This window comes from Butyricicoccus sp. AM32-19, from assembly GCF_003480365.1.
In the GTDB taxonomy this organism is placed as follows: Bacteria; Bacillota; Clostridia; order Oscillospirales; family Butyricicoccaceae; genus Agathobaculum; species Agathobaculum butyriciproducens.
The window spans coordinates 1-25,671 of sequence record NZ_QUIX01000022.1; the positions used below are offsets into that span (position 1 = coordinate 1).

The 25,671-nt window shown below is 56.1% G+C and carries 29 protein-coding genes; 16 read left to right on the forward strand and 13 right to left on the reverse strand.

The features are described from left to right. The first annotated feature begins 528 nt into the window (after positions 1-528). Genes DW806_RS13840 through DW806_RS13850 form a run of 3 tightly spaced genes read left to right on the forward strand, consistent with a single transcriptional unit; the run spans position 529 to position 3,965 of the window. Positions 529-1,197: a Crp/Fnr family transcriptional regulator gene (locus DW806_RS13840; protein ID WP_118730314.1), complete on the forward strand. Its 669-nt coding sequence runs from the start codon at positions 529-531 to the stop codon at positions 1,195-1,197. Between the two features lie 26 nt (positions 1,198-1,223). Beyond that, positions 1,224-2,588, forward strand: coding sequence for a dipeptidase PepV (gene pepV / locus DW806_RS13845; protein WP_118730315.1), 1,365 nt, complete (start codon positions 1,224-1,226; stop codon positions 2,586-2,588). 9 nt (positions 2,589-2,597) lie between these two features. Next, positions 2,598-3,965: an MATE family efflux transporter gene (locus DW806_RS13850; RefSeq protein ID WP_118730316.1), complete on the forward strand. Its 1,368-nt coding sequence runs from the start codon at positions 2,598-2,600 to the stop codon at positions 3,963-3,965. 41 nt (positions 3,966-4,006) lie between these two features. On the opposite strand, the gene DW806_RS13855 is transcribed toward DW806_RS13850, so the two are convergent. Next, entirely contained in the window at positions 4,007-4,729 is a 723-nt protein-coding gene (locus tag DW806_RS13855) for a peptidoglycan recognition protein family protein (protein WP_243022771.1), read from the reverse strand. A gap of 269 nt (positions 4,730-4,998) precedes the next feature. On the opposite strand from DW806_RS13855, the gene DW806_RS13860 reads away from it, so the two are divergent. Beyond that, entirely contained in the window at positions 4,999-5,589 is a 591-nt protein-coding gene (locus DW806_RS13860; protein WP_118730317.1) for a GerMN domain-containing protein, read from the forward strand. Between the two features lie 44 nt (positions 5,590-5,633). Here the strand turns inward: DW806_RS13860 and thiE are convergent, their stop codons facing one another. The 5 genes from thiE to DW806_RS13885 are packed head-to-tail and all read right to left on the reverse strand — an operon-like array spanning position 5,634 to position 8,606. Further along, positions 5,634-6,266 carry a thiamine phosphate synthase gene (gene thiE, locus DW806_RS13865; RefSeq protein ID WP_118730318.1) on the reverse strand — a complete coding sequence of 211 codons (633 nt, stop codon included), beginning with the start codon at positions 6,264-6,266 and terminating at the stop codon, positions 5,634-5,636. A gap of 20 nt (positions 6,267-6,286) precedes the next feature. Continuing rightward, a complete protein-coding gene (locus tag DW806_RS13870) occupies positions 6,287-6,841 on the reverse strand; it encodes a DUF6652 family protein (RefSeq protein WP_118730319.1) in 555 nt (184 codons plus the stop codon). Positions 6,842-6,874: 33 nt separating this feature from the next. Continuing rightward, on the reverse strand, positions 6,875-7,630 hold the full coding sequence (locus DW806_RS13875; RefSeq protein WP_118730320.1) for a nitrilase-related carbon-nitrogen hydrolase: 756 nt from the start codon (positions 7,628-7,630) through the stop codon (positions 6,875-6,877). Continuing rightward, a complete protein-coding gene (locus DW806_RS13880; protein WP_118730321.1) occupies positions 7,594-8,070 on the reverse strand; it encodes a YbaK/EbsC family protein in 477 nt (158 codons plus the stop codon). The genes DW806_RS13875 and DW806_RS13880 overlap by 37 nt, the downstream gene beginning before the upstream one ends. A 5-nt stretch (positions 8,071-8,075) precedes the next feature. Beyond that, the gene (locus DW806_RS13885) at positions 8,076-8,606 is read right to left on the reverse strand and encodes a DUF1836 domain-containing protein (protein WP_118730322.1); all 531 of its coding nucleotides are present in this window, start codon (positions 8,604-8,606) and stop codon (positions 8,076-8,078) included. A gap of 196 nt (positions 8,607-8,802) precedes the next feature. Between DW806_RS13885 and DW806_RS13890 the strand changes: the two genes are divergently transcribed. Beyond that, on the forward strand, positions 8,803-9,768 hold the full coding sequence (locus tag DW806_RS13890) for a polysaccharide deacetylase family protein (protein ID WP_118730323.1): 966 nt from the start codon (positions 8,803-8,805) through the stop codon (positions 9,766-9,768). 400 nt (positions 9,769-10,168) lie between these two features. Beyond that, positions 10,169-10,822, forward strand: a complete 654-nt coding sequence (gene trhA / locus DW806_RS13895; protein ID WP_118730324.1) for a PAQR family membrane homeostasis protein TrhA — start codon at positions 10,169-10,171, stop codon at positions 10,820-10,822. Between the two features lie 27 nt (positions 10,823-10,849). Here the strand turns inward: trhA and DW806_RS15300 are convergent, their stop codons facing one another. Beyond that, positions 10,850-11,002, reverse strand: coding sequence for a hypothetical protein (locus DW806_RS15300; RefSeq protein WP_158578391.1), 153 nt, complete (start codon positions 11,000-11,002; stop codon positions 10,850-10,852). Positions 11,003-11,379: 377 nt separating this feature from the next. On the opposite strand from DW806_RS15300, the gene DW806_RS13900 reads away from it, so the two are divergent. Both DW806_RS13900 and rbr read left to right on the forward strand, forming a co-directional pair. Continuing rightward, the gene (locus DW806_RS13900; RefSeq protein ID WP_118360766.1) at positions 11,380-11,763 is read left to right on the forward strand and encodes a Fur family transcriptional regulator; all 384 of its coding nucleotides are present in this window, start codon (positions 11,380-11,382) and stop codon (positions 11,761-11,763) included. A gap of 72 nt (positions 11,764-11,835) precedes the next feature. Next, complete coding sequence (gene rbr, locus DW806_RS13905) at positions 11,836-12,375, forward strand: rubrerythrin (RefSeq protein ID WP_116705668.1); 540 nt, start codon at positions 11,836-11,838, stop codon at positions 12,373-12,375. Between the two features lie 192 nt (positions 12,376-12,567). On the opposite strand, the gene DW806_RS13910 is transcribed toward rbr, so the two are convergent. The 6 genes from DW806_RS13910 to nth form a co-directional block, all read right to left on the reverse strand. Continuing rightward, the gene (locus DW806_RS13910) at positions 12,568-13,011 is read right to left on the reverse strand and encodes a pyridoxal-phosphate dependent enzyme (protein ID WP_442861156.1); all 444 of its coding nucleotides are present in this window, start codon (positions 13,009-13,011) and stop codon (positions 12,568-12,570) included. After that, positions 13,008-13,619, reverse strand: a complete 612-nt coding sequence (locus DW806_RS13915; RefSeq protein ID WP_118730325.1) for a phosphoribosylanthranilate isomerase — start codon at positions 13,617-13,619, stop codon at positions 13,008-13,010. The genes DW806_RS13910 and DW806_RS13915 overlap by 4 nt, the downstream gene beginning before the upstream one ends. Continuing rightward, the gene (locus DW806_RS13920; RefSeq protein WP_118730326.1) at positions 13,616-14,056 is read right to left on the reverse strand and encodes a hypothetical protein; all 441 of its coding nucleotides are present in this window, start codon (positions 14,054-14,056) and stop codon (positions 13,616-13,618) included. Before DW806_RS13920 ends, DW806_RS13915 begins: the two co-directional genes overlap by 4 nt. Before the next feature lie 90 nt (positions 14,057-14,146). After that, positions 14,147-14,713, reverse strand: coding sequence for an anthranilate synthase component II (locus DW806_RS13925; RefSeq protein WP_118730327.1), 567 nt, complete (start codon positions 14,711-14,713; stop codon positions 14,147-14,149). Beyond that, complete coding sequence (locus DW806_RS13930) at positions 14,713-16,170, reverse strand: anthranilate synthase component I family protein (protein WP_118730328.1); 1,458 nt, start codon at positions 16,168-16,170, stop codon at positions 14,713-14,715. The genes DW806_RS13925 and DW806_RS13930 overlap by 1 nt, the downstream gene beginning before the upstream one ends. A gap of 470 nt (positions 16,171-16,640) precedes the next feature. Beyond that, positions 16,641-17,279, reverse strand: coding sequence for an endonuclease III (gene nth / locus DW806_RS13935; protein ID WP_118730329.1), 639 nt, complete (start codon positions 17,277-17,279; stop codon positions 16,641-16,643). A gap of 210 nt (positions 17,280-17,489) precedes the next feature. Here nth and glyA point away from each other — a divergent pair, with 210 nt between their 5' ends. The 8 genes from glyA to spo0A all read left to right on the forward strand — a co-directional run bounded on the left by glyA (position 17,490) and on the right by spo0A (position 25,660). After that, on the forward strand, positions 17,490-18,731 hold the full coding sequence (glyA, locus tag DW806_RS13940; RefSeq protein ID WP_118730330.1) for a serine hydroxymethyltransferase: 1,242 nt from the start codon (positions 17,490-17,492) through the stop codon (positions 18,729-18,731). Between the two features lie 223 nt (positions 18,732-18,954). Further along, positions 18,955-20,301 (forward strand): glucose-6-phosphate isomerase, encoded by a 1,347-nt coding sequence (locus DW806_RS13945; protein ID WP_118730331.1) that lies wholly within the window; start codon positions 18,955-18,957, stop codon positions 20,299-20,301. Between the two features lie 275 nt (positions 20,302-20,576). Continuing rightward, positions 20,577-21,104 carry a DUF3592 domain-containing protein gene (locus DW806_RS13950; RefSeq protein WP_117492149.1) on the forward strand — a complete coding sequence of 176 codons (528 nt, stop codon included), beginning with the start codon at positions 20,577-20,579 and terminating at the stop codon, positions 21,102-21,104. Between the two features lie 331 nt (positions 21,105-21,435). Next, on the forward strand, positions 21,436-21,789 hold the full coding sequence (locus tag DW806_RS13955) for a putative ABC transporter permease (protein ID WP_243022773.1): 354 nt from the start codon (positions 21,436-21,438) through the stop codon (positions 21,787-21,789). An 84-nt stretch (positions 21,790-21,873) separates the two neighbouring features. Continuing rightward, positions 21,874-22,644 (forward strand): type III pantothenate kinase, encoded by a 771-nt coding sequence (locus tag DW806_RS13960; RefSeq protein ID WP_158574677.1) that lies wholly within the window; start codon positions 21,874-21,876, stop codon positions 22,642-22,644. Between the two features lie 94 nt (positions 22,645-22,738). Further along, the gene (locus DW806_RS13965; protein ID WP_118360774.1) at positions 22,739-23,365 is read left to right on the forward strand and encodes an ECF transporter S component; all 627 of its coding nucleotides are present in this window, start codon (positions 22,739-22,741) and stop codon (positions 23,363-23,365) included. A 178-nt stretch (positions 23,366-23,543) separates the two neighbouring features. Continuing rightward, a complete protein-coding gene (spoIVB, locus tag DW806_RS13970; protein WP_118730333.1) occupies positions 23,544-24,551 on the forward strand; it encodes a SpoIVB peptidase in 1,008 nt (335 codons plus the stop codon). A gap of 347 nt (positions 24,552-24,898) precedes the next feature. Beyond that, positions 24,899-25,660 carry a sporulation transcription factor Spo0A gene (spo0A, locus tag DW806_RS13975; protein WP_118730334.1) on the forward strand — a complete coding sequence of 254 codons (762 nt, stop codon included), beginning with the start codon at positions 24,899-24,901 and terminating at the stop codon, positions 25,658-25,660. Positions 25,661-25,671: the final 11 nt, after the last annotated feature.

Consider the following 25,671-nt stretch of genomic DNA (forward strand, 5'->3'; position numbering starts at 1 on the left):
AGCAGTACGCTGTCTGTGAACTGCGAAAAGGCGGAGAAAGATACGCTGCGATAACCCGACTGCCGTTCCCCTTATTTCGCAGCGGTCACATGTCAGTAATCTGCGCCAGACTATTTAACAAGGGAAAGGTAGGAGTTCAAAGAGGAAGGAAAACCGCAGGTTGTCCTTCCTTTTTGCCCACCGCCGTGGGGACGGCGTCGTCCCCGCTGCGGGGCGCGGCACGTTCCCGCCGTCCGCAGACGGCGAATCCCCCGCTGAGGTTCAGCGGAAAACTTCCCGCCCGTCAGGGGCGAACACGCCTGCGGCAGTTCGAGTGCCCCGCTGGGTCGGTGCAGAAAAGAAGCCGCCCGGAAAGGGCGAACACGCTGACGCAGTTCGTGTGCCCCGGCTTTCCGGTGCTGAAAAAGCTGCCGCCCCGTTCGGGCGAACCCGCCTGCGCGGTTCGTGTGTCCCGCTTGACTTTACGCTCATATCTTACTATACTGAGAAGGCAAAGTATGTTGTCCCAACAACAAAACAGGAGGAAATATGAACCTGTCCATCCTTGCGCGCTGCGGCCTGTTCCGCGGCATTGAAACCGCAGAATTATCCCCGCTTTTGCGCCGTCTGCACGCCTGCACGCGTGAATTTGACAAATTTCAGCCGATTTACCGCGTTGGCGATACCGCGCATGCGCTGTGCATTCTGCTCTCGGGCGGCGTGAATATCGAGCGCTGCGACGCATGGGGCCACAAGATGCTGCTCGATCACATTACGCCCGGTTCGGTATTCGCTGAAACGTACGCCTGCGTCCCCGGCACGCCCATGATGGTCTCCGCGGTGGCGGACGAGCCGTCCGAGGTGCTGTTCCTGCCGAGCGAAATGCTGCTCTCCTCTGCCGCGCAGGACAGCGCGCACAGTGTGCTTTTACGCAATCTTTTGGACGTCACCGCGCAGAAAAACCTGCTTTTGACGCGAAAAATCTTCCACACAAGCCCGAAATCCATGCGCGGCAAGCTGCTGTCGTACCTGTCCGCGCAGGCGGTGCAGCACGGCTCGGACACGTTCGACATTCCGTTTGACCGTCAGCAGCTTGCCGACTACCTCGGCGTGGACCGCAGTGCGCTGTCCGCCGAGCTGAGCCGCATGCAGCGCGACGGACTTATCTCATACAAAAAGAGCCATTTTGTGCTCAATCATTCCCAATCCGATGAATAATCCACCCTGTTAAGGAGGTTTTTATTATGAACTGCAAACCCTATATCCGCGCACATGCGGACGAACTGCTGGAAAGTCTTGCCGCGCTCGTGCGCATACCGAGCGTGGAAGGCGTGCCGGAAGAGCATGCGCCGTTCGGCCGTGAGCCTGCCCGTGCGCTGCACGAAACGCTTGCGCTCTGCGAAAAGCTGGGTTTCCGGACCGGCAATATGGACGACCGCGTCGGCTGGTGCGAGTACGGCGAGGGCGAGGAAATGGTGGCTGTGCTCGGTCATCTGGACGTTGTGCCCGCCGGCGACGGCTGGACCGAGACCGAGCCGTTTTCCGGCGAAATCAAAAACGGCCGTATTTACGGACGCGGCACGATGGACGACAAGGGCCCGATGGTGGCGGCCATCTACGCGCTGGCGGCGCTCAAGGATGCCGGATTTGCCCCCTCCAAGCGCATCCGTCTGCTGTTCGGCACCAACGAGGAAACCGGCTGCGGCGATATGTCGTGGTACGTTTCGCATGGCGGCGAACTGCCGGTGTACGGCTTCACGCCGGACGGCGAATACCCGATCATCAACGGCGAAAAGGGCATTCTCAACGGCACTTACAGCCGAAAGCTGCACCAGACCGGCGATTACCGCCTGACAAAGTTCGAGGGCGGTGCTGCCTCCAACATCTCTCCGGCGTATGCAGCGGCGGAGCTGCAGTGTCCGGCGGACGCGGCTGCCAAAATCTCGGCGGACAAGGTAACCATCACGCCGATCGAGGGCGGCATCCGCGTGGAAGCCGAGGGCATTGCCGTTCACGGCTCGACCCCGGAGCAGGGCGAAAATGCCATCGGACGGCTGGCGCAGGCACTCAATCAACTGCCGCTGACCGGCGAGCTTGGCGACTGCATCGCATTTGTGGCAGAGCGCATCGGCATGGAGGTACACGGCGAGTCCCTCGGCCTCGCCATGCGCGATGAGCTGTCCGGCCCGCTGACGCTCAACCTCGGCGTGGCAAAATTTGAGCAGGAAACGCTGTCGCTCGTTTTCTCGGTGCGCTACCCGGTCACCCTGAAATACGAGCGCGTGTACCCGCGTCTGTTGCGCGGTTTCACGCTCGGCGGCTTTACTGAAACCGAAATGACGCACGCGGCGGCCATTTACATGCCGCCCGAAAGCGAACTCATCCGCAGACTGTCCAAGGTATATGAGGAGCAGACCGGCGAGAAGGCCGAGCTGAAGAGCATCGGCGGCGGCACCTATGCCAAGTCCATGCCGAACCTTGTCGCATTCGGCCCGATCTTCCCCGGCGATGAGGTGCGCGAGCACAAGCCGGACGAGTACATGGAGATCGAGCGCGTGCTGCAGAACGCGGAAATCATCGCGGCGGCAATGTACGAACTGGCAAAGTAAGGAGATTGTATGAGCAGAGAGACAAATATGACCGTCGGCCGTCCGACAAAACTCATTCTCGGACTGGCCGTACCGCTGATTTTGACAAATGTCGGTCAGCAGCTGTACACAGTCGCAGACGCGTCCATCGTCGGGCGCGGTGTCGGTGTGGAGGCGCTGGCCGCACTCGGCGCGACCGACTGGCTGTACTGGCTGGTGCTGTGGACCGTGCAGGCCATGACGCAGGGCTTTTCCGTGCTCGTGTCGCAGACCTTCGGCTCCAACGATAAGAAGGGACTGCGCAAGGCCATCACCATGTCCGTGCTGCTGTGCGCGGCAGTCGGCATCCTGCTGACCGTGGTGTTCGTGTCCTCGGCAGGCTGGCTGCTGCACCTGCTGGACACGCCCGAGAACATCTATGACGGCGCGCACATTTATTTAACCATGATGTATGCAGGCACGCTCATCACGATGGCGTACAACATGGCAGCGGCGATCCTCCGCGCACTCGGAGACGGCAAAAGTCCACTTATTGCCATGTTTACTGCCGGATGTCTGAACATTGTGCTCGATCTGCTGTTCGTTATCCGCTTCGGCTGGGGCATTCCGGGCGCTGCCGCCGCGACACTGCTCGCGCAGCTGTTTGCATTCGCGTACTGCGTCATTGCGCTGCGGAAAATCCCGGCTGCGTCCGTCGAAAAGCCGGACTGGCAGCCGGACAGCAGTGTGATCCGGCGGCTGTGCCACCTTGGTCTGCCGCTTGCGCTGCAGCATTTCGTCATCGTCATCAGCGGCATCATCATGCAGGCGGTTATCAACACCTGCGGCTTTGTGTTCCTCGCGGGCTTCACCGCGACCAACAAGCTGCACGGCCTGATGGACTGCTCCGCGTCCGCGTTCGGCTACGCCGCCTCGACCTACACCGGCCAGAACTGGGGCGCAAACCGGCTTGACCGCGTGCGGATGGGTGTCCGCTCGACGCTTGTGCTGGCGCTCAGCTTTTCCGCGCTGCTGGCGGCGGGCATGATCCTGTTCGGCCGTCACGTTGTCGCCCTGTTCATCTCCGCGGATGCTGCCAACGCCGCCGAGGCGCTGTCGGTCGCGTACGATTATCTGGTCGTCATGAGCACGTTTTTGCTGTCCGCCTATGTGCTGCACACCTACCGCTCGGCTCTGCAGGGCATGGGCTTTACGACCGCGCCCATGCTCTCCGGTCTGACCGAGTTTACAGGCCGTGTGGGTGCATCGCTGCTGCTGACCAAGGTCATCGGCGAGCGCGGTCTGTTCTACACGGACGCGGCCGCGTGGACATTCGCAGCGGTATTCCTTGCGGCATCGTACTATATCCAGCTGCTTATCATCCGAAAAAAAGGTCTGACCTATCAAAACACCAAGTAACAAAAAGAGGCTGTAAGAGATGCTTACAGCCTCTTTTTCGCTTATTCGCCGTAGATTCCGGCGCGGTCGTTGATAACCAGTGTGCGGAGCAGCTCTTCGGTCAGGTCGAGCTTTCCGTGCTCATCGCCAAGCAGCCAGCCCTTGCGCGTCAGCTTCTCGACAGTCGGCTTCGCCCACGCGGGAACGGCGGAAACGCTGTTGTACGTCCTGCGGGTGTTCTCGATGATCTTCTTTACCTCGGCTTCGGTCATGTCAGGTTCCTCCTTTTTCTGTAACCCCTGCTTGAATGCTGTCCACGCGGATGCGCTCTCGACGAACGGCGCAGGACAGTTTTTGTGCGTAACATCGTAGTGGCGCACAACATTTTCGAGCGGAATACCGTATTTCGCCATCAGTTCGCGCGTCAGCGCCTGCGCCCGGCGCACGGTCTCGGGCATAAAGTAGAATTTCTCGCCGTTTTTGCGGCTGCACAGCTCAATGCCGATGCTGTTCGCGTTGCGGCAGTACGGGTGGAAATAGACGCCGCGCGTGCCGCAGTGCCATGCGATATCCGCGTCGCGGACCGACTGCCAGACCTCGTTTTCGTCCACAAAGTAGTGCGCTGAGGTCGAAATCTCCGCCCGAGCGAAGTAATCCGCATTATTTTTCGCGGTATCGCCGTCGTTCGCCGTAAAGTGAATCACCAGATAGCGGATATCCTCCTTCCCGCGTGCGGCTCGGCGGTAGTTGCCGCTGTGCGCCTGTTTGAATGCAATGTTCATCATTGCGTCACCTCCTTCAACCCTATGCCGGATGGAGGTGAAAATTGACCGAGAATGGTCAACTTTTTGAAAATTTTCGAGAAATTTTTCTGCACCGATTGTGCAGGGCACTCGAACTGCCGCAGGCGGGTTCGCCCCCCAACGGATCGGTGCAAAAAAAACAGAGGACGCCCAGACCGGGGCAAAAAGCCGCCGTTTGTTAACAGTATATCCCTTGTATTTTCCCGTCTGGCTTGATACAATAGGCTTGTAAGAGAAAGGAGGCGTTTACAATGAAACGCTCAAAAGTTATTATAGCCGTAATTGCGATCATTGCAGTAGTCGCCGCAGCCTGTGTATATGGATATGTCCGCAGCAAGCCCGCCGATGAGCCGGAAAAGCCTGCTGTTACCAAGCCGGAGAACCCGACCACGCCGGACGACAGCAATTCCGGCAAACCGTCCGATTCCAAGACCGATAAACCTGCCGTACAGCCGGAAAACCCCAATCCGAGCGGCACGGAGTCGGTCACGATCTACGTTCCGGATGAACAGGGCGAAACGCTCACACCGACCGGCGCAGACGCGAAGGACGACTCCGACCAGTCGCTCGTGGACGCGCTCATCGCCGCAGGCTCGCTGCCCGAGGGCGTCAAGGTGCAGTCCTCGTCACTCGAGAACGGCACGCTCACGCTCGACATGAATGCCGCCTTCGGCGAGGCGATCCGCGCCTCCGGCACCGCCGGTGAAACGCTCAAGATCTACGCACTGGTCAACACGTTCGCGCAGGCGCGCGGCGCAACCGCAGTGCTCATCACCGTGGACGGCAAGGTGCTCGAAAGCGGACACGAGATCTACGATTACGCGATCGAACCGAACAACTGACCGGCAAAAGAAAAGCTCCGAAACGCCTGTTTCGGAGCTTTTTCTTACTTATTCATCATTTTCAGGAACTTTTCCTTGATATGCGCGGCAGCCGCGCACGGATCGTCCGCCTTCATGACGGCAGAGACCACGGCGATGCCCTTGATGGGGCTGTCAGCCAGCACGTCCATGTTATCCGCGTTCAGGCCGCCGATGGCAACCACCGGAATCGGGACCGCGCGGCACACATCGTTCAGCACGGAGACCGGCGTAACCTTGGTGGTAACGTGGGTAGTCGTCGGGTAAATGGCGCCGGTGCCAAGGTAATCCGCGCCGTCATTGTACGCGGCAACGGCTGCTTCGACCGTCTTGGCGGTCGCGCCGACGATCTTATCCGGGCCGAGCAGCTTGCGGCACACGGCAACCGGCAGGTCGCTCGCGCCGACGTGCACGCCGGCTGCATCGCAGGCAATGGCAACGTCCACGCGGTCGTCGATGATGAGCGGCACGCTGTAGCGGTCGGTGACGGACTTGACCTGCTGCGCCAACTCAAGGTAGCTGCGTCCGCCGGTGTCCTTCTCGCGGAGCTGAATGAGCGTTGCACCGCCCTTGCAGGCTTCGTCCACCGCGTGAAGCAGGGTCTCGGTCGTGTGGTAGGTACTGTCCGTAATGACATACAATGTAGGATCAAACTGCATGATGATACTCCTTTTTTAACTTATTGTGCCGTTTCGCATTCTTTTACCGTCTTGCGAATGAAAAACAGGCTGATAACATCAACAACGTAAATAAACTGGGAAATGACCTGCAGGACTGCAGTTCCCGTGCCGATTGCACCCTGCTTGCACGCGTGCAGGATGAGCGCAATGCAGTAGCCGGACGAGGCCATCATGGCAAACCAGGCAACCAGCATTTGTAAGAGCACGACCGGCAGCGTCATCGGGAAAATCAGCGTAAACATGCCGTAAATCATGCCGAAAAAGAAATTCAGCAGGAACATTGGAATCGCGATGCACTTCATTGCAATGATGCAGCGCCACAGCGTCTGCCGCACCGCCGGGTCGGACAGCCGCCTGTACATCACAGCAGCGCAAATCAGATTGCAGATTGCCAACGGCCCAATAAGCAGCCAGAACAGGAATAATCCCATCTGAAATATGTCCTTATCCGTTCCTTGCGCCACAAAAGCGCACAGAAATTCGCCTGCATACGACAGCGCCAGACCGACAAAGCAAACGATTTCACAGATGCTGAAAAACCTTGCGGCCTTCATCCCCTCTCCCCTTTCACCGCATGTTAATTTTCATCAATTTATTTTCACGATAAGCAAATTCTGCTCTTCCCCGAGTTCACCGAGCGCGGTGCCGTCCGGCTGAAACGCCATGCTGTGCCCGATGAACTGCCCGAGTGCGGTCTGGTCTGCACCGAGCACTGTCAGACCGTTCTCGATGGCTCGCGCGCACAGCAGGGTGCGCCAGTGCAGCAGCTTGTTCTCGCCCTGCACCCAGCCCGCCGGAACGAACAGCGTCTCGGCACCGCGCGCCTTCTGCTCGGCGGCAAGCGCCGGAAACCGAAGCTCGAAGCAGGTAATGATGCCCAGTTTTCCGACAGGTGTCTCGATGGGTGAAAACGGCTTGTCCCCTGCCCGGCACTCATCGGATTCCCGATAGCCGAAGGCATCGTACAAACGGTTCTTGCGGTACGTTCCGCGCAGGCGACCGCGGTCATCAAGAACCGAAATCGTGTTGTACGGCAGACCGTCCGTGCGCTCGTACATGCCTGCGGCAATCCACAGGCCGTATCTCCGGCAAAGCTCGCCGAGCGCAATAATGAACGCGCCGTCACACGGCTCTGCGGCCTCGATATTTTTCGACCGTGCGTTCACTTTTGCGTAATACATGCTGTATTCCGGCAAAAACAGCATTTTCGCTCTATTTTTCGCTGCCGTTTGTGCAAGGTGTTCTATTTCCCTGAGATTGGCAGTTTTGTCCTCCCCGGCGCCGAACTGCCCGATGGCAACCGTGCTCACGCCTCTCTCCAGCCCTTGCAGACGTCCACCCATGCCTTGAAACCGGAGAATTTCTCCAGTTCTGGGATGGTGACCTCGATGGCTGAGTTGGACGAGCCGCACGCCGGGAATACCGTCTCGAACCGTCGGAGCGATTCATCGAGATAGACCGTTACGCCGTCGTTCACGCCGAACGGGCACACGCCGCCGACCGCATGGCCGATCTCCGGCTCAACCTCCTCAAACGCGAGCATCCGCGCCTTGCAGCCGAACCGCGCCTTGTACTTCGGGTTGTCGATCTTGGTGTCACCTGCCGCAACGATGAGGATCACGCCGTCATTCGTGCGGAACGACAGCGTTTTTGCGATGCGTGCCGGTTCGCAGTGGGCAGCTTCGGCGGCCAGCTCCACGGTCGCGCTGGACACCGGGAATTCGATCACGCGATCCTCTGCACCGAACTGACGCAGATACGCTTTTGCTTTTTCGATGGACATGGGTCTCAATCTCCTTCTGTCTGCTGCGGGATATCGTCGATCATGCTTTCGCACAGCCGACGTAAATAATTTGCAATTTCGCTGAGCGCAAGGCATGTGCACAGCCGCTCCTCCGGGTCATCCGGCGTCTCGGGCAACTGGGAGGTCAGCAGCGGCGGAATAGCTTCGCGCATGCGCTTCTTGTCCGCGAGCAGATGCTCGTAGCACGCCGCAAAGTCCACATCGTCCCGACCGGTCAATGCCTTCACATCGTTTAAGCGCAGCGTCTGCTTCAAATGGTACACGCAGAGCAGCTGCATGATCTGCTGGCGCGTGTATTTTTTGCCCTTCACCGGCGTCATAAGCCCTTCCTTGACGTAGTTGTTGACCATGGTTTTTGTCAGCAGCTTATCCTCCGGCGTGCGCTTGCTGCCCGATAAGCACTGATCGAACAGCGTCAGCACCTGATCCATATACAGGTCAAGCTGCGGCACCTCGTCGGGCATGATATCGCGGTCGGCAAAGACCGCTTCTATGGTTTTCTCCAGCCGCGGCATGGCGTTCACCTCATCTTTTTACAAATTTTTAACAAATACAATGCCGAACGGAAACACGCAATTTTCCGTCTGTCCGTGCGGCCTGCAATGCTATTATTATAAGCCTTTTACGCGCTTCACGCAAGAGTTATGCCGCTCGACAAATCCACTGTAATATGGTATACTGAACGCACAATAAGCGGTAGGAGGCTTACATATGAAAAAATTCTGGCAACGCCTGGTCCTTTTCGGACTGACAGGTGCATTTTTTGTATCCTGCATTAGCTGCAGCGCGGCAAATACTGCCTCGAAGGTTCCGATTCTGATGTACCACAACCTGACGAACGACCCGTCCGCCGTGACGAGTATGACCATCACCGGCGAGCGGTTTCAGGAGGACATGGAATATCTGGAATACAACGGCTACACGCCGCTGCTCTCGGCGGATTTGATCGACATCCGAGCCGGAAAGGAAGCCATGCCCGAGCGGCCGGTCATGATCACCTTTGACGACGGTTATCGCTCCAATTACGATATTGCGTACCCGATTCTGCAGAAAACCGGCATGAAAGCCGTCATTGCACTGATCGGCAAAAGCATCCGCGCAAACGACAACACGGAAGTGAACCGCTTTTTCCTCAAGTGGGATGAGGCAGCCGAAATGGCTGACAGCGGTCTGGTGGAGCTGGCCTCTCACACCTACAACCTGCACAACCCGCAGTACGGCGGACTGACCGCACCGGACGGCATCAACGGCATTCAGCGGCTGAAGGGCGAGTCGCAGGCGGCGTATAACAAGCGCGTCGGCGAGGACCTCAAGCAGAGCATCGACCTCATCACGCAAAATACCAACCAGAAAAACGTGCTGTTTTTCGCATATCCGTTCGGCGCGCGCGATGCGTGGATGCAGCCGCTGCTGCAGAAAAACGGTATCCAGGTCAGCGTACTGACCAACACCGGAACGGCGTCTATCCGGCGCGGATTGACCGATCTGCCGCGTTACCGCATCACGATGGACACCAAACTGAGCGATATTCTTCCGGCGAACCCGAACGCCTCGCACGATATTACCGTGCGGGCGCACATGCCGACCATGATCAAGAATGAAAAAATCCGGCAGGAAGTCGCCCGGCACCTTCCCGCGCAGGAGAGAACCATAAAAATCCCGAAATCGTATACCTGATTGCCCAAGCACTGTCTTTGATTAACAAAGACGGTGCTTGAGACTGTCGAAAAACTTTGTTTTCCGAACAGCCTCTCGCTCGAAACCACGCTTTCGAGCGAATCTCGAAGAAAAACCGCGTCCTGCGGACACATTTTTTCTTCCCTTGTATAAATTCCGAGATACATGCTCCCGGAATTTATGAATTTGCAAAGCAAATTCGATTGAATGCGTGCTGCCGCACGAAGCATAAAAATCGAATATTGCTTTTTCGACAAGCTGAAGCACTGTCTTTGATTAACAAAGACGGTGCTTTTTTATGGTGACAATTTGGAGAAAGCACTTGCAATTTTCGGAAAATGTGGTATCATAACAGATGTGATATAGTTTTTAACTCTACATAGCAAAAGGAGGAGTTTGTATGCCTCGTGCATTTCTCAAGGCCCGCGAGCCGTTTTCCAGTTACTCCCATTTCATCGGTGCGGTGCTCAGCGGCGCCGGACTGTTCGTGCTGCTCGTGCGGCTGCTGTTCGATTCGTCCGTCACCGGCTCGCTGGCGGCGGCGGCCGTGGTGTTCTGCCTGTCGCTGATTGCGCTGTACTCCGCAAGCAGCGTATACCATTTCTCCGGCCGCGGCGAAGCCGTCCTGCGGCGGCTGAAAAAGCTCGACCACAGCATGATCTATGTGCTGATCGCGGGCAGCTATACGCCGATTATTCTCAAATTCATGCCTGCGCCGCGCAGCTATGTCTTTCTCGGCGTGATCTGGCTGATTGCGCTGACCGGCATTGCCATCAAGCTGCTGTGGATTGACGCGCCGCGTCTCATCGGCACCGCGCTGTACCTCGCGCTCGGCTGGGCGATTGCGTTTGATTTCGGGGTTGTGCTGTCCATGCCCGCGCCTGCCATTGCCCTGCTGGCTGCCGGAGGTCTGTCGTATACGGTCGGCGGCGTGATCTATATCGCCAAAAAGCCGAATTTAGGAAAAATGATCGGGTTTCATGAGCTGTTTCATCTGTTCGTAATCGTCGGCAGCGCTTGTCATTATCTGATGGTGTTTCTTTATGTACTATAACAAACGAGCCGTGAATCTTCATGTGATTCACGGCTCGTTTTTGTTTTCATCCGCACCCGGCAAACCATTTTTATTACTGCTATGGCGGAATACTCCATAATTCGGATGCTTTATCCACGGATGATCCGGCTCTGTAACATAATTATTCCGTATATATTCTTCTAACTCCGTTCGATCCATACTGCCATCTCCATTCCCCCGGTTTATATTAAGGCAACACCGCACAATTAAAGCGGCGGCTCCTTGTGCAGGCTCCGGTCGCACTGCCGCGGCGCTTTGCGGAAATTTTGTGCTCTGACTTTGTTGCAGTTTCACGGTAATACATCAAGTATTACCGCAAAACTGTGCCTCGTCAGTACGCAAAATTTACTCGCAAATCACTCTTGTTCAATTATGCGGTATTGCCTTAAAATATCATACTCTCCGTATCGCCTGCAACCTTTTCAAAATCTCCTCCCATATATTATTCAAAAAAGTACTTCTTACCGATTGACAAAAATATGAATTTACAATATACTCTTAATTAAGAAGTAATACTAATAAAGGAGGTGCATTTTATGCAGACCAGAAACACCATTCAGCGTCAGATTGTATTGCAGGCAGTGAATCAGCTGCACAACCACCCTACCGCAGATGCGATTTATGCCTTTATCGCGGCGCAGCACCCGACCATCAGCAAGGCCACGGTTTACCGCAATCTGAACCAGCTGGCAGCTCAGGGCGAGATTTTGCGCGTGCCTGTGCCTACCGGTGCCGATCACTTTGATTTCAACATCAAGCCGCATTATCATGTGCGGTGCACCAAGTGCGGCGGCGTTTTTGATGTATTTATGCCGCCTGTCACCGATCTCATCGACCGCGTGGAGGATTCCTCCGGCGTGGAGCTGCATCGGTACGAAATTCTGTTCGAGGGTATTTGCAGCGCTTGCAGGAAAGACTAAAAGAGCAGTCAGAACGGTCTGACCGTCAAAAGAGACAGGAAGAATAGGAAAAACGGAGAAAGGATAACTATTATGGCAGAACTCAAGGGCACCCGCACCGAAGCAAACCTGCAGACCGCATTTGCAGGCGAATCCATGGCACGCAACAAGTACACGTTCTTTGCCTCCAAGGCGAAAAAGGACGGCTATGTGCAGATTGCGAAAATCTTCGAGGAGACCGCTGCAAACGAGAAGGAGCACGCGAAAATCTGGTTCAAGCTGCTCAACGGCGGCATTGATGACACCGCAGCCAACCTCAAGGCTGCCGCAGAGGGCGAAAACTACGAGTGGACCGACATGTACGCTACCTTCGCCAAAGAGGCGCGTGAGGAGGGCTTCGACCACATCGCGGATCTGTTTGAGATGGTTGGCGCGATCGAAAAGGAGCACGAGGAACGCTACCGCAGGCTGCTCAGGAATGTCGAGGATAAGCTGGTCTTTTCCCGCGACGGCGACTGCGTATGGCAGTGCTCCAACTGCGGACATATCGTTGTCGGCAGACAGGCGCCGGAGGTCTGCCCGGTTTGTGCACATCCTAAAGCCTACTTTGAACTCAAGGCTGACAATTACTAATTGAAAATGGAGAATGGAGAATGAACCTTTTGATTTACCATTCTCCATTTTTATTTACGAATGTGCAAACGAGTTGGGAAACGGTGGGATGAGGTCATCCCGCCCTACGATAACATGAACAATCAACGCAAAATATTACACCATAATCAATATGAAACGAGGGAGAAACAACCGTTTCCCCCTCATTTTTGTTTAGTTTGCGGAGCGTACCGCGTCCTTCATGCTCTTGACGTACGCCTTGACGTGCGGCACGCACTCCATACCCATGAGAGCGGCGGCGGTCGCGGTCGCAACACCGTGCTGACCGGCGCCGGTCTCTGCGATCAGACGGGTCTTGCCCATCTTTTTCGCCAGCAGCGCCTGACCGAGCACGTTGTTGATCTTATGGGCGCCCGTGTGGTTGAGATCCTCGCGTTTGAGGTAGATCTTTGCACCGCCGAGGTCATTCGTCATGTGCTCCGCAAAGTACAGGCGCAACGGACGGCCTGCGTAGTTGTTCAGCAGCTCGGTCAGCTCTGCGTTGAATGCCGGATCGTTCTTATAGTGGTTGTAGGCTTCCTCCAGCTCGATAACCGCGTTCATCAGCGTTTCCGGCATGTACTGACCGCCGTGTACGCCAAAACGTCCCTTGCTCATTGGTTTGCTCCTTTCACGAGCGCCGACACGCGGCGCATCTTGTCCATATCCTTTACACCGTCCGTTTCGATGCCGCTGGACAGGTCGAGCGCGTAAGCGACGGTCTGTGCGGCTCTTTGGACGTTGGTTTCATTCAGCCCGCCCGCGAGAAAATACGGGTGGTTTACCTCGCCTATCAGCGACCAGTCGAACGTCTTGCCGCTGCCGCCGTAGGCGTGCTTTACATAGGTATCCAGCAGCAGATAATCCACCGGCAGGGTGTCCGCCTGCTCAATGTCGCGGTGGGTTTCCACGCGGACGGCGTAGACGATGGGCGCGTTCGTCAGCTTCCTCAGCCTGTTTATATAATGTAAGCTCTCGCCGCCGTGCAGCTGGATAATGTCGATAACCTCATCGCGCACGAGCGCGGCAATATGCTCCGGTTCGTCGTTCACGAACACGCCGACCGTCTTAATCTCCGGGGCGAGGTGCTCCTTGAGCCGCGCCGCGTCTAAATCCGATACATGCCGGCGGCTCTCCGCGAACACAAAGCCGATGAAATCGGGTTTTACTTCGTTCGCAGCCTCTATATCCGCTTTACGGGTCAGTCCGCAGAATTTCAGCTTCACTTTGCGGCCTCCCGGAGTGCGTCAAGCGCCTGTTTCTTGTCTGCGGCACGCATGAGGTACTCGCCTACCAGAACCGCGTCTGCGCCCGACTGGGACGAAACCGACCGGTTGCCGTGCTTTGCAACCGGCACACCGCCTGCCGCCGCCACGAATGCGGCGGTCGTGGAGATGTTGAACGAGCCGACCTCGTCACCGCCGGTGCCGACACTGTCCATGACCGCGCCCTTCGGCTCAATGTGCGCGCCCTTTTCGCGCATGACCTCGGCGCAGGCGGTAATCTCGGTGATGGTTTCGCCCTTCATGCGGAGCGCCGTCAGCAGGGTTGCCATTTCGATGTCGGTCGCGGTGCCGTCCATCATTTCCTCCATTGTTGCACGAGCGATGGTGTAGTCCAAATCACGACCGTTGATCGCTTCGTGAATTGCAAGCTGAATCATTATATATCGACCTTTCTATTACATCTATTATATCATTACTAATTGATATCTTCTCCGTAGGGCAGCCCGCCCTACGGTTCTGGTCAAACTTTACATAGACAGAAAGTTTTTCATAATGGTTGTTCCCTGCGGTGTAAGAATGGATTCCGGATGAAACTGCACACCGTAAATCGGCATGATCTTATGCCGCACAGCCATGATCTCTCCTCTTTCATCGCGGGAGATGACTTTCAAACACTCCGGCAGACTGTCCGGTGCGGCGACCAGAGAATGATAGCGCGCTGCCATCGTTTTCTTTGCCAGACCCTTGAACAGCGGCTCGTCGGTATCCACCTCGACGATGCTCTGCTTGCCGTGCATAAGCTGCTGCGCGTGCTCAATTTTGCCGCCGAACGCTTCGCAGATGGCCTGATGACCGAGGCACACGCCAAGGATCGGGATGCTGCCGCCGAGCCTGCTTACCACTTCCTCGCAGATGCCCACGTCCTTCGGATAGCCGGGCCCCGGAGAAAGAATGATGTGCGAGGGATTCAGTCCCTCGATTTCGCTGACGGTGAGCGCGTCATTGCGGACAACGCGCATATCCGGCTGGATGGCCGCCGCCTGCTGAAACAGGTTATAGGAAAAAGAATCGTAATTGTCGATCAGGAGAATCATTATCCGTCTACCTCCGATGCACGCTCGATGGCGTTCATAACTGCCTTTGCCTTGTTTGCGCTTTCCATATACTCGTTATACGGCACGGAATCCGCAACGATGCCGCCGCCCGCCTGCACGGTCACGATGCCGTTCTTCTTGGCAGCCATGCGGATGGCGATGCAGGTATCCATATTGCCGGTGAAATCCAGATAGCCGAGTGCGCCGCCGTATACGCTGCGCGGCTCGCTCTCCTGCTCCTCGATGATCTCGCACGCGCGGATCTTGGGTGCGCCGGACAGGGTACCCGCCGGGAGCACCGCTTCGATGGCGTCGCAGGCGTCGTACTTTTCATCAATGTCGCCCTCGACCTGCGAGCAGATGTGCATGATTTTAGAATACCGGTGTATCATCATGTAATCGGTGACTTCCACCGTGCCGATCTTGGATACTCTGCCGAGATCGTTGCGGCCCAGATCGACCAGCATATTGTGCTCGGAAAGCTCCTTCTCATCGGCAAGCAGCTCGTTCTCGAGCGCCTTATCCTCCTCCGGCGTTTTGCCGCGCGGACGCGAGCCCGCAACCGGAAAGATGGTCAGGCGGCCGTTATCCAGTCGCACGAGCGTTTCCGGAGAGGAACACATGATCTCGTCTCCGTCGATGGAGAGGAACACCATGTACGGCGAGGGGTTGGTGGTGCGGAGCACGCGGTACGCCGAAAGCAGGCTGTCCTGATACGGACTGGAGAACTGCCGCGACTGCACGGCCTGAAAGATATCGCCGTCAAAGATGTACTCGCGGGTTTTCTCCACGATGCCGGCGTACTGCGCCTCGGTGACGTTGCAGGTGAAGCTCGGCCTGCCGGTTGCCTTGAGCGGCGGAAGCGGGGTCTGGTCGTTGATCAGCGCCGCCATACCCTCGAGCGCCGCACACGCCTTGCCGTAATTCTCCATCACGCTGTCGGTCTTCATGTTGACCACGAGCACGATCTTCTGCTTGAGGTGGTCATAGGCGATGACCTTGTCGAACAGCATCAGGTCGAAATCGTCCCATGCGCCGCGCTTGATTTTGAGCGTCGGCTCCGCGTAGCCGAGCATCGCATACGCGAAGTAGCCGACGAAACCGCCCGTGAACGGCGGCTGACCCTCAAGCCGCGGTGCGCGGTACTCGCTGAGCACCTCGCGGAGCACGGTGAGCGGCTTGTCGGTCTTGACCGTCTTGTTGACCGCACCCTCGAGCGTTACCGTGCCGTTTTTGCAGGTCGCACGCAGAATCGGGTCGTAGCCGAGGAAGGAGTAGCGCGCCCATTTTTCGCCGCCCTCCACGCTCTCCAGCAGGAAAAAGCGGTCGGAACGGGTCTGCAGGCGGCGCAGCAGCGAAATCGGCGTTGTCATATCGGCGTAGATCTCGCGGCAGACCGGAATGGTCGTATATTCCTCCGCGAGCTTCAAAATCTCGTCACAGCTTGGGGTAATCATTGTGTTTTCCTCCATTTACAGCAAAACATCGGCGGTAATCATAAACCGTGTTTTATTTCTTGGGTTCGTATCGAGTGTCTGTTCGTTCCGAACAGACACAATAAAAAAGGCTTCTGTCCTATGATACAAACGTATCATGGGACAAAAGCCTGTTACTTCTGCGGTACCACCCAAATTGGCGTACAAAAACGTCCACTCTGTCGTGTGCAAACACACACGCTCCCATGATAACGGCGGGAATCCCGTCAGCCATACTCTCCCTGCGGATTTGAGGCTGCCCTCACAAGTCCATTCAGTAACGTCCTCTGCTGCTCTCCTCACACCACCGGAAAGCTCTCTGGAAGCACGGTCTCGCTCTTACTCACTCTTGTTCTGCGGTTTTGCTTTTTCTGAAATCAGTATATTCCTACGATAAAAATTTGCCAAGTGGATTTTCTGTGTTTTTTCGCAAATTCCACTTTTCCTCTATGTTATTTCGCAATGGGATACGACGGGCACACCGCACCGAGCGGACAGCCCTCGCACTTCGGGCTGCGGGCGGTGCAGTGCTCGCGGCCGAACAGCACCAGCCGGTGGCAGAAATCGGACGACTCCGCCGGGTCGAGCAGCTTTCTCAGGGCGTTCTCCACCTTTACCGGGTCCTTCTCGTTCTTGACAAAGCCCAGCCGGTTGGACAGCCGGATGCAGTGCGTATCGCACACAATGGCCGGCTTGCCGAAAATATCCCCGAGGATGAGGTTGGCGGTCTTGCGGCCGACGCCCGGCAGCTTGAGCAGCTCCTCCATAGTATCCGGCACCCTGCCGCCGTAATTGGCAATCAGCATCATGGCACACGCCTTGAGGTCGCGCGCTTTGGTGCGGAACAGGCCGCAGGTCTTGATGGCCTCGGCAATCTCCTCCTCGGACGCATCCGCGAAGCTCTGCAGGGTCGGAAACTGCTTGAATAATTTTTCTGTCACAATATTGACGCGCGCGTCCGTGCACTGCGCGGAAAGCCGGGTGGCGAACAGCAATTCATAATCGTGTGTATAATGCAGGGCGCAGACCGCCTCGGGATAGACGGTTTTCAGCAGCTCGGTGACGACGGCGGCACGTTCTTTCTTAGTCATTTTGTTATCCTCTCTCCACAAGTTTTCCTACGGTAATTGTAGCATATCGTCGAAAAAAGGGCAACTGTTTGCACAAAAGTGCACAATGTAACAATTTCACTATAAACTGCTAAAGCGGTAACGCAAAAATCAGATGTTTGTCAATAGATTCCATGCGAAAAATGTGGTTAAATTATAATAGTAAATTCTTATCCGGCAGGAGGCTGTATCATGGTTCGTCAAGCAATGGACTTCGTGACAGCGTTCGACCCCGAACTCGGACGTATGATCGAAGCGGAATACAAACGACAGGCGCGCAACATTGAGTTGATCGCCTCGGAAAATATAGTCAGCGAGGCTGTTATGGCGGCAATGGGCAGCGTGCTGACCAACAAGTACGCCGAAGGCTATCCCGGCAAGCGCTACTACGGCGGCTGCGAATGCGTCGATGAGGTGGAAAACCTCGCCATCCACCGCGTGTGCCAGCTGTTCGGCGCGAAATACGCGAACGTGCAGCCGCACTCGGGCGCGCAGGCGAACATGGCGGTCTATCAGGCGCTGTGCAAGCCGGGTGATACCGTGCTCGGCATGAGCCTGGACAACGGCGGCCACCTGACCCACGGTTCGCCGGTCAATCAGTCCGGCCTGCTGTACAACATCGTACCTTACGGCGTGGATGAGAACGGTCTCATTGATTATGATGCGCTCCGCGAGCTGGCAAAAAAGGAACAGCCGAAGATGATCATTGCCGGTGCGTCCGCGTATCCGCGCGCCATCGACTTTGCAAAATTCGCTGAAATCGCACACGAGGTCGGCGCGTACCTGTTCGTTGACATGGCGCACATTGCCGGTCTGGTTGCTGCCGGTCTGCACCAGAGCCCGATCCCCTACGCAGATGTCGTCACCACCACGACGCACAAGACGCTGCGCGGTCCGCGCGGCGGCGTTATCCTGACGAACGATGAGGAGCTGGCGAAGAAATTTGACAAGGCCATCTTCCCCGGCACACAGGGCGGCCCGCTCGAGCATGTCATCGCCGCAAAGGCGGTCTGCTTCGGTGAGGCACTCAGACCCGAGTTCAAGGCATATCAGCAGAATGTTGTCACCAATGCCCGCGTGCTCGCGGACGCACTCCGGAAGCAGGGCTTCGACCTTGTGGCGGGCGGCACGGACAACCACCTGATGCTCATCGACCTGCGAAAGACCGGCGTGACCGGCAAGGAGCTGCAGCGCCGTCTGGACGAGGTGTACATCACCGCCAACAAGAATGCCATCCCGAACGACCCGGAAAGTCCGTTCGTCACCTCGGGCATGCGCATCGGCACGCCCGCTGTCACCACCCGCGGCTTCGGTGCGCCGGAGATGCTCCGCATTGCCGAGTTCATCTGGCAGGCCGCAACCGATTTCGACAACAAGGCAAACGATATCCGCCGAAATGTACGCGATATCTGCGCAAATTTTCCAATTTACTAACAATATTTGCCGACTCCCTACTGTTGGAGTCGGCTTTTTTGTTGGCTTTGTTCGGTTTGCATAATGCAAAATTACCTGTCAGAAACAGTCGAGCAGATAAAGTTTTTGTAAGGTTTGAACAAAATGCTTGCCTTTTTCCGTCAGTATGCTATACTTAGATACGAGAGGGAGAGCAAATCCCGCCAAATGGCTTGGAGGAAATAACAAAAGGGGAAATGCAGTAATGGGAATTAAACTGAAACTGACCGGTCTCCGGCGATTTGTCCGAACCGAAGCTGAGATTGCGGACTACACCGCGCAGGTCGCGGCAGCGCAGGACACGCTCGTGAACGGCACCGGCGCCGGAAACGATTTTCTTGGCTGGCTGAATCTGCCGGTGGATTATGACCGGGACGAGTTTGCGCGCATCAAGCAGGCGGCAAAGAAGATTCAGCAGACCTGCGATGTGCTGATCGTCATCGGCATCGGCGGCTCGTATTTAGGGGCACGGGCAGCCATCGAGTTCGTAAACGGTCAGTTCTACAATCAGGTCCGCCCGGAGGGCATTCCGGAGGTGTACTTTGCCGGCAACAACATTTCGTCGTCCTACTTAAACGACATTATCAAGATGATCGGTGACCGCGACTTCTGCATCAACATCATCTCGAAGTCGGGCACGACCACCGAGCCTGCCATCGCCTTCCGCGAGCTGAAAAAGCTGTGCGAAAGCAAATACGGCAAGGAGGGGGCGCGCGAGCGCATTTTCGCCACGACGGATAAGGAGCGCGGCGCGCTCAAAAAGCTGGCGGATGACGAGGGCTACGAGACCTTTATTGTGCCGGATAACATCGGCGGCCGTTTCTCGGTGCTCACGCCGGTCGGTCTGCTGCCGATGGCTGCAGCCGGTCTGGACATTGACGCGGTGATGGCGGGCGCTGCCGCCGCCCGCGAGGAATATTCTCAAGGCTCCTTGCACGACTGCGCGCGCTATGCGGCACTGCGCAATCTGCTGCTGTTCAAGGGCAAATCCATGGAGATCATGGTAAATTACGAGCCGTCGCTCGTCATGCTCGGCGAATGGCTCAAGCAGCTGTTCGATGAGTCCGAGGGCAAGGACCATAAGGGTCTGTTCGTCACCTCAGCGAATTTCTCCACCGACCTGCATTCCATCGGTCAATTCATTCAGGACGGCTCGCGCATCATGTTCGAGACCGTGCTGTGGGTCAAGGAGCCGCGCTCCGAGATTACCATCGAGCATACCGAAGAGGACATCGACGGCCTGAATTATCTGGCAGGTCAGACCGTGCAGCACGTCAACCAGAAGGCGTACGAGGGCACGCTGATCGCCCACATGGACGGCGGCACGCCGAATATCATCCTCGAGATCGACCGCACGGATGCATGGCATTTCGGCTATCTGGTCTACTTCTTTGAGAAGGCCTGCGGCATTTCGGGTTACCTGCTCGGCGTAAATCCGTTTAATCAGCCGGGTGTTGAGGATTATAAAAAGAATATGTTTGCACTTCTGGGCAGATCGGGTTTCGAGGAGCGGAGAAAGTACCTTGAGGCTCGTGTCAAGCTGGAAGACTGATCGTCCCTTTTCCCCTTTGTGTTGATGGGGTATAACTCCGGTGATTTCACTAAATCACGCACATAACCGATACTGGATACCAAAAAAGATGCCGAAGGCAGCTTCGGCATCTTTTCATGCCTCGAAAGAAGCACAAAAATATTGTATGATACAAAAGAATTCTCTCTTTTCAGAATTGTGTACTTATGGGAAATGAGCTTATAAATATACATTGCAAACAGCAGACATCTATTTTATAATCAAATATAAAAATCGGAACTTGAGGTGATGAAACTATGGCTGAAATACAAATTGCATGGTTAGAATTGATGACAGTTGGAGGTCTTGGTGTAATATTAGTTCTACTAGGAGTTATTTTCAATATCATTGTAAAAAGACAGAATAAATTGTGTACAAAAAAGACAGACGGTATTGTTAAACAATATGGGTTTCCTGGAAATGGAAGAGTGTACCCAATCGTTGAGTACTTTGTGAATGGAACTTGTTATAAAGCAAAGAAAAAATTTCGAGGAATTATAACAACGCAACTATCAGGAGTACCTGTACCGATGAAATCAGAAGTCTATGAAGATGAAAAAGGATGGCTACATGTAAAAACTGGAGCTATTGCAAATTTGCGTCAATTTGCGGAGCAGTTGTGGCCTATCAACAGTAAGATGACAGTTTATTATAATCCAAACAATCCTAAAAAGTGCTATGTTGATAGACCAATTTCAAAAAGTTTTACTTCCATGATGTTTATCATAATGGGGACAGTAACAATACTCTCGAGTGTACTGGTATTCTTTTTGATGCAGTTATAAATTGCAAAAGATAATTGCTAATCAGACAACTTCCAGTTTGTTGAACTGAATAGCATATTCTGACCGATAGGAGCAAGGTTAAAACCCATCTTGCTCCTTTTCCAATGCTTAAAGTTCCGTCCAATCGACGGAGGCATTGGCGGATAGGCTTATATCAACACAAAAGGTAAAAGGGAGGACTGATCCCTTTGCTGTATTCAAGGAGAGAGCGCTGTGCTCTCTCCTTTTGATTTTGCGCGTATGCCAAATCTCCACGCTCATTCTCCATTCTCAATTACTCCACCCCTGCGTAAATCCAGCCATTCCGGGCAAAATAAATGCGGTGATGAAAATGAAACTGCAAACTCCCGCAGTCTTTGCGCTGGGCGCGGCCGGCTACGCCGCGCTTGAGCTTCTCTGGCGCGGACGCACCCACTGGACGATGGCGCTGACCGGCGGTGCGGTTCTGGTCGGTCTGCGGCAGCTGCGGCGGCGCGTACACGAGGAAAACCCGCTCTCCCGCTGCCTGTGCGGCGCGGCGTGCATCACGGCCGCGGAATATGTGGTCGGCTGTACGGTCAACCGGCATTTCCGGCTGCGCGTGTGGGATTACTCGCATGAATTCGGCAACGTTCAAGGACAGATCTGCCCGAAATACGCCGTGCTGTGGACGCTGCTCGCCGCGCCGATCATGCTGCCGAAATAAGGCGAAAATGTATGCCTCTCCCCTTGCAATACGGTTTTCAATGGCTTATAATAGTGGTAAACTATGCAGAAAAGGAGACACACCATGCTGATCGCAGTCAATGCAGGAAACAGCCGCGTTTTGCTCGGCGGCTATGAGGAGGACGGACAGGTTTTTTCTGCCTCCATCGCAACCGAGCCTAAGCTGACGCGCGACGACTACGCCTGCAAGCTGCAGCAGGTGCTTTTGCTGTACGGCGTGAACGTGCGCCGCATCCACGGCGGTATTGTCAGCTCGGTCGTTCCGAGCATGGTCGGCGTGCTCGAGGGTGCGCTGCGTCTGCTCGGCATCCGCGATGTCATCGAGGTATCGAGCGGCGTCAAGACCGGACTCAACATCCGCTCCGAGCAGCCGCGGCAGGTCGGCTCGGACCGCGTAGCCGCTGCGGTGGCCGCCCGTGCCAAGGGAAAGCTGCCGTGCGTGGCGGTTACGCTCGGCACCGCGACCACGTTCACCGCGCTCGACGGGTCCGGTGCGCTGGTCGGCTCAGCCATCACGGCGGGCGTGCAGCTGAGTCTGCTCGCGCTCCGCGAGCAGGCAGCGCAGCTTCCGGCGGTCGCCATCGACGCCAAGGACGAGGGCATTCTCGCCCGGAACACGGTCGATGCCATGCGCGTCGGCGCGGTTTACGGTGCGGCGTCGCTCGTGGACGGTATGGTCGAACGCTTTGCGGAAGCACTCGGCGAAACGCCCTATGTGGTGCTCACCGGAGAGCTTGCGCCGCTCGTCACTCCCTATCTGCGTATCCCGTTCGAGTACGATGAAAGCCTTGTGCTCGATGGTCTGCACCTGATTTGGAAGAAAAATCGGGGTTGAAAGAGATTTGGCAGCGAATTTCTATCGCTGACCACCACAATTTTTGTATTGCGCTGTACCTGTCAAAGCAGGACGGCAGCAGGAGGAATTACAAATGAATAACAAAACTACCAATGTACGGTATCTCGCGCAGCTGGCGCTGCTGGCGGCGATCGAGGTCGTGATGAAGCTGATGGGTCTGGGCAGCGTGCCGGTCGGCCCGCTGTACATGTCGTTCCTGACCGTGCCGATCGCTGTCGGCGCGATGACCATGGGCCCGACCGCCGGTGCGATTCTCGGCGGCGTATTCGGCTGTGTCAGCTTTAAGGATGCGCTTGCAGGCGGCGGTATGACCGGCATGTTCTTCCAGATCAGCCCGATCAACACCTTCGTTCTGTGCGTTGTCATGCGCGTGCTGATGGGCTGGTGTGTCGGCCTGCTGTTCCGCGTGCTGCGCCGCATGGACCGCAAGAAAAGCTGGAGCTATTTCGTCGGTGCGATGTCCGCGCCGTTGCTGAATACCATTTTCTTCATGGGTTACATCGTTCTGGTGTTCTACAAGACCGACTACATTCAGGAGCGCGTTGCCTCTCTCGGCGTGGCTAACCCGCTGTCCTTCGTGGTTGCACTGGTCGGCGTGCAGGGTCTGATCGAAATTATCGTCGGCTGTGCGGTCGGCGGCGTGCTCGCCCGTGCGGTAGCATCGTTCCTCGGTCATCGTGCACCTGCAAAAGCAGAATAAATGATTGCTAATTGCGGCAGTTTCTCTCATTTTTCGCAGAGAAACTGCCGTTTTGCGTTCCCGGAAAACCTTTCCGCGCCCAGAGAATTTCCGTGCCGCCAAATGTCCGGCAGAATAGAAAAGGTTCACAGCGTTGTTTTCATGCTCCGCGCGGCATAGTAATAGCGGAGGTGAAAAAATGCAAAAAAATCACGCAAAACGCACAGCGCTCGCCCTGTTCCTGCTGTTTGTGGTGACAGTTTCCGCGCAGGCGGCAAAAATCGCCGAGGTCATCCCGATCGGGCACACGGTCGGCATCAAAATGCAGGCGGAGGGCGTGCTGATCGTGCAGCTGACCGAGGTACAGGGCGCGGACGGCACGCGCTCCCCTGCGAAGGAGGCGGGCGTGCAGGAGGGCGATGTGCTGTGCCGCGCCGGTGAGACCGCGCTGCACTCGAACGATGATCTGCAGAAGCAGGTCGCGCTCTCGGCGGGACAGCCGATCAAGCTGACGCTTGAGCGCGGAGACGCGGAGAAAAGCGTCACGGTAACGCCGTGCAGGGACAAAACCGGTGCGTACCGCATCGGCGTGCTCGCGCGCGACAGTCTGGCAGGAATCGGCACGCTGACCTACGTTGACCCGCAGACCGGCGCGTTCGGCTCGCTCGGTCACGGCATCTGCGACAGCGAGACCGGCGTGCTGCTGCCGCTGCAGGAGGGCACGATCATTCACTCAACGGTGAGCAGCGTGCAGCGCGGCAAGGCGGGTGAACCGGGTTCGCTGCAGGGCGAATTTTCGACCGAAAAACCGCTCGGAACCGTGGCGCAGAACACAGAAAGCGGCATTTTCGGCACCATGACGGACGATTCGCTGTACAGCGAGCTGCAGTGCGTGCCGGTCGCGTCGGCAGACGAAATCAAAGTCGGTGACGCGGAAATCCTGTCCAACGTGGACGGCGACAGCGTGCAGCGTTATTCTGTCCAGATCGTCAAACTCTATCCGGCGAACGACGAATACGGGCGCAGCATGATGCTCCGCGTGACCGATTCGCAGCTTGCGGAGAAAACCGGCGGCATCGTGCAGGGCATGAGCGGCAGTCCGATTCTGCAGAACGGCAAGCTGATCGGCGCGGTAACGCATGTGCTGGTCGATAATCCGATGGAAGGGTATGGAATTTCGATGGAGAAAATGCTCAAAGCGAGTTAGATTTCATGAGCAATCAGGAATCAGCAGTTCGTAATTTGTGATGGGTTTACCTTGCGTTTGGGCGCACATTGTGCGCCCTTTCTTTTGGGTTAATCGCCACTGTTTTGTTGTCGAAAACCGCAGTTTTGCTTGTATTTTGTCTATTTCCGGGGAATTTTGAAAATATGTAGAAATTGCAAAAGCGGTCGGTCTGACCGGTCGTTTCGGGTAAATCGACAGATTTTGTCGATTTCTGTCTGCAATTTTCCGTCCATATTTTTACAAAAGGTCTTGCAAGTTATGGTAGTATATGGTAATCTATTGCCAAGAAAAAGAGATAAACTTTATCGGAAAGCTGGTTATGACATATGGATGAGAAAATTAGAGTTTTACTTGCAGACGACGACACCGAATTTTGCGCGCGTATGTCGGCGGTGCTGGACAGTGCGGACGATTTTGAGCTGGTCGGCATTGCGGAAAACGGTGAAAAGGCACTTTCCGCAGTCAATGAGCTGCGGCCGGATGTACTTATCATTGAACTGATGCTGCCGGTGATGGACGGCATGAGCGTGCTCAGCCGCCTGCACGAGCAGGACGGACCGCATCCGGCGGTAATGGTATTCTCGGCGTTTGCAAGCCCGCAGATCGGCGCGGAATGCGCGGCGCTCGGCGTGGATCTGTTCCTGCGCAAGCCGATGGAGCCGCAGGCGGTCTGCGAACGGCTTCGCCTGTGGCGGACCGGTCAGCTGCGCGCGGTCAAGGCCGAGGAAAGCATGACGCTTGAGCTCCGCGTGACCGAGGTGATTCATCAGGTGGGCGTGCCGGCGCACATCAAGGGTTACCAGTATCTGCGCGAGGCCATCATGATGGCAGTCGAGGATATCGAGTCGGTCAGCGCCATCACCAAGGTGCTGTATCCGTCGATTGCCAAAAAGTTCAAGACGACCTCCTCCCGCGTGGAGCGCGCCATCCGGCACGCGATCGAGGTCGCATGGGATCGCGGCGACATCGAAACCCTGCAGAATTACTTCGGCTACACGGTCTCGGGCGTCAAGGGCAAACCCACCAATAGCGAATTTATCTCGATGATTGCCGACCGGCTGCGCCTGCAGATGCGTTTTGGGGCGTAAAAAACAATCAC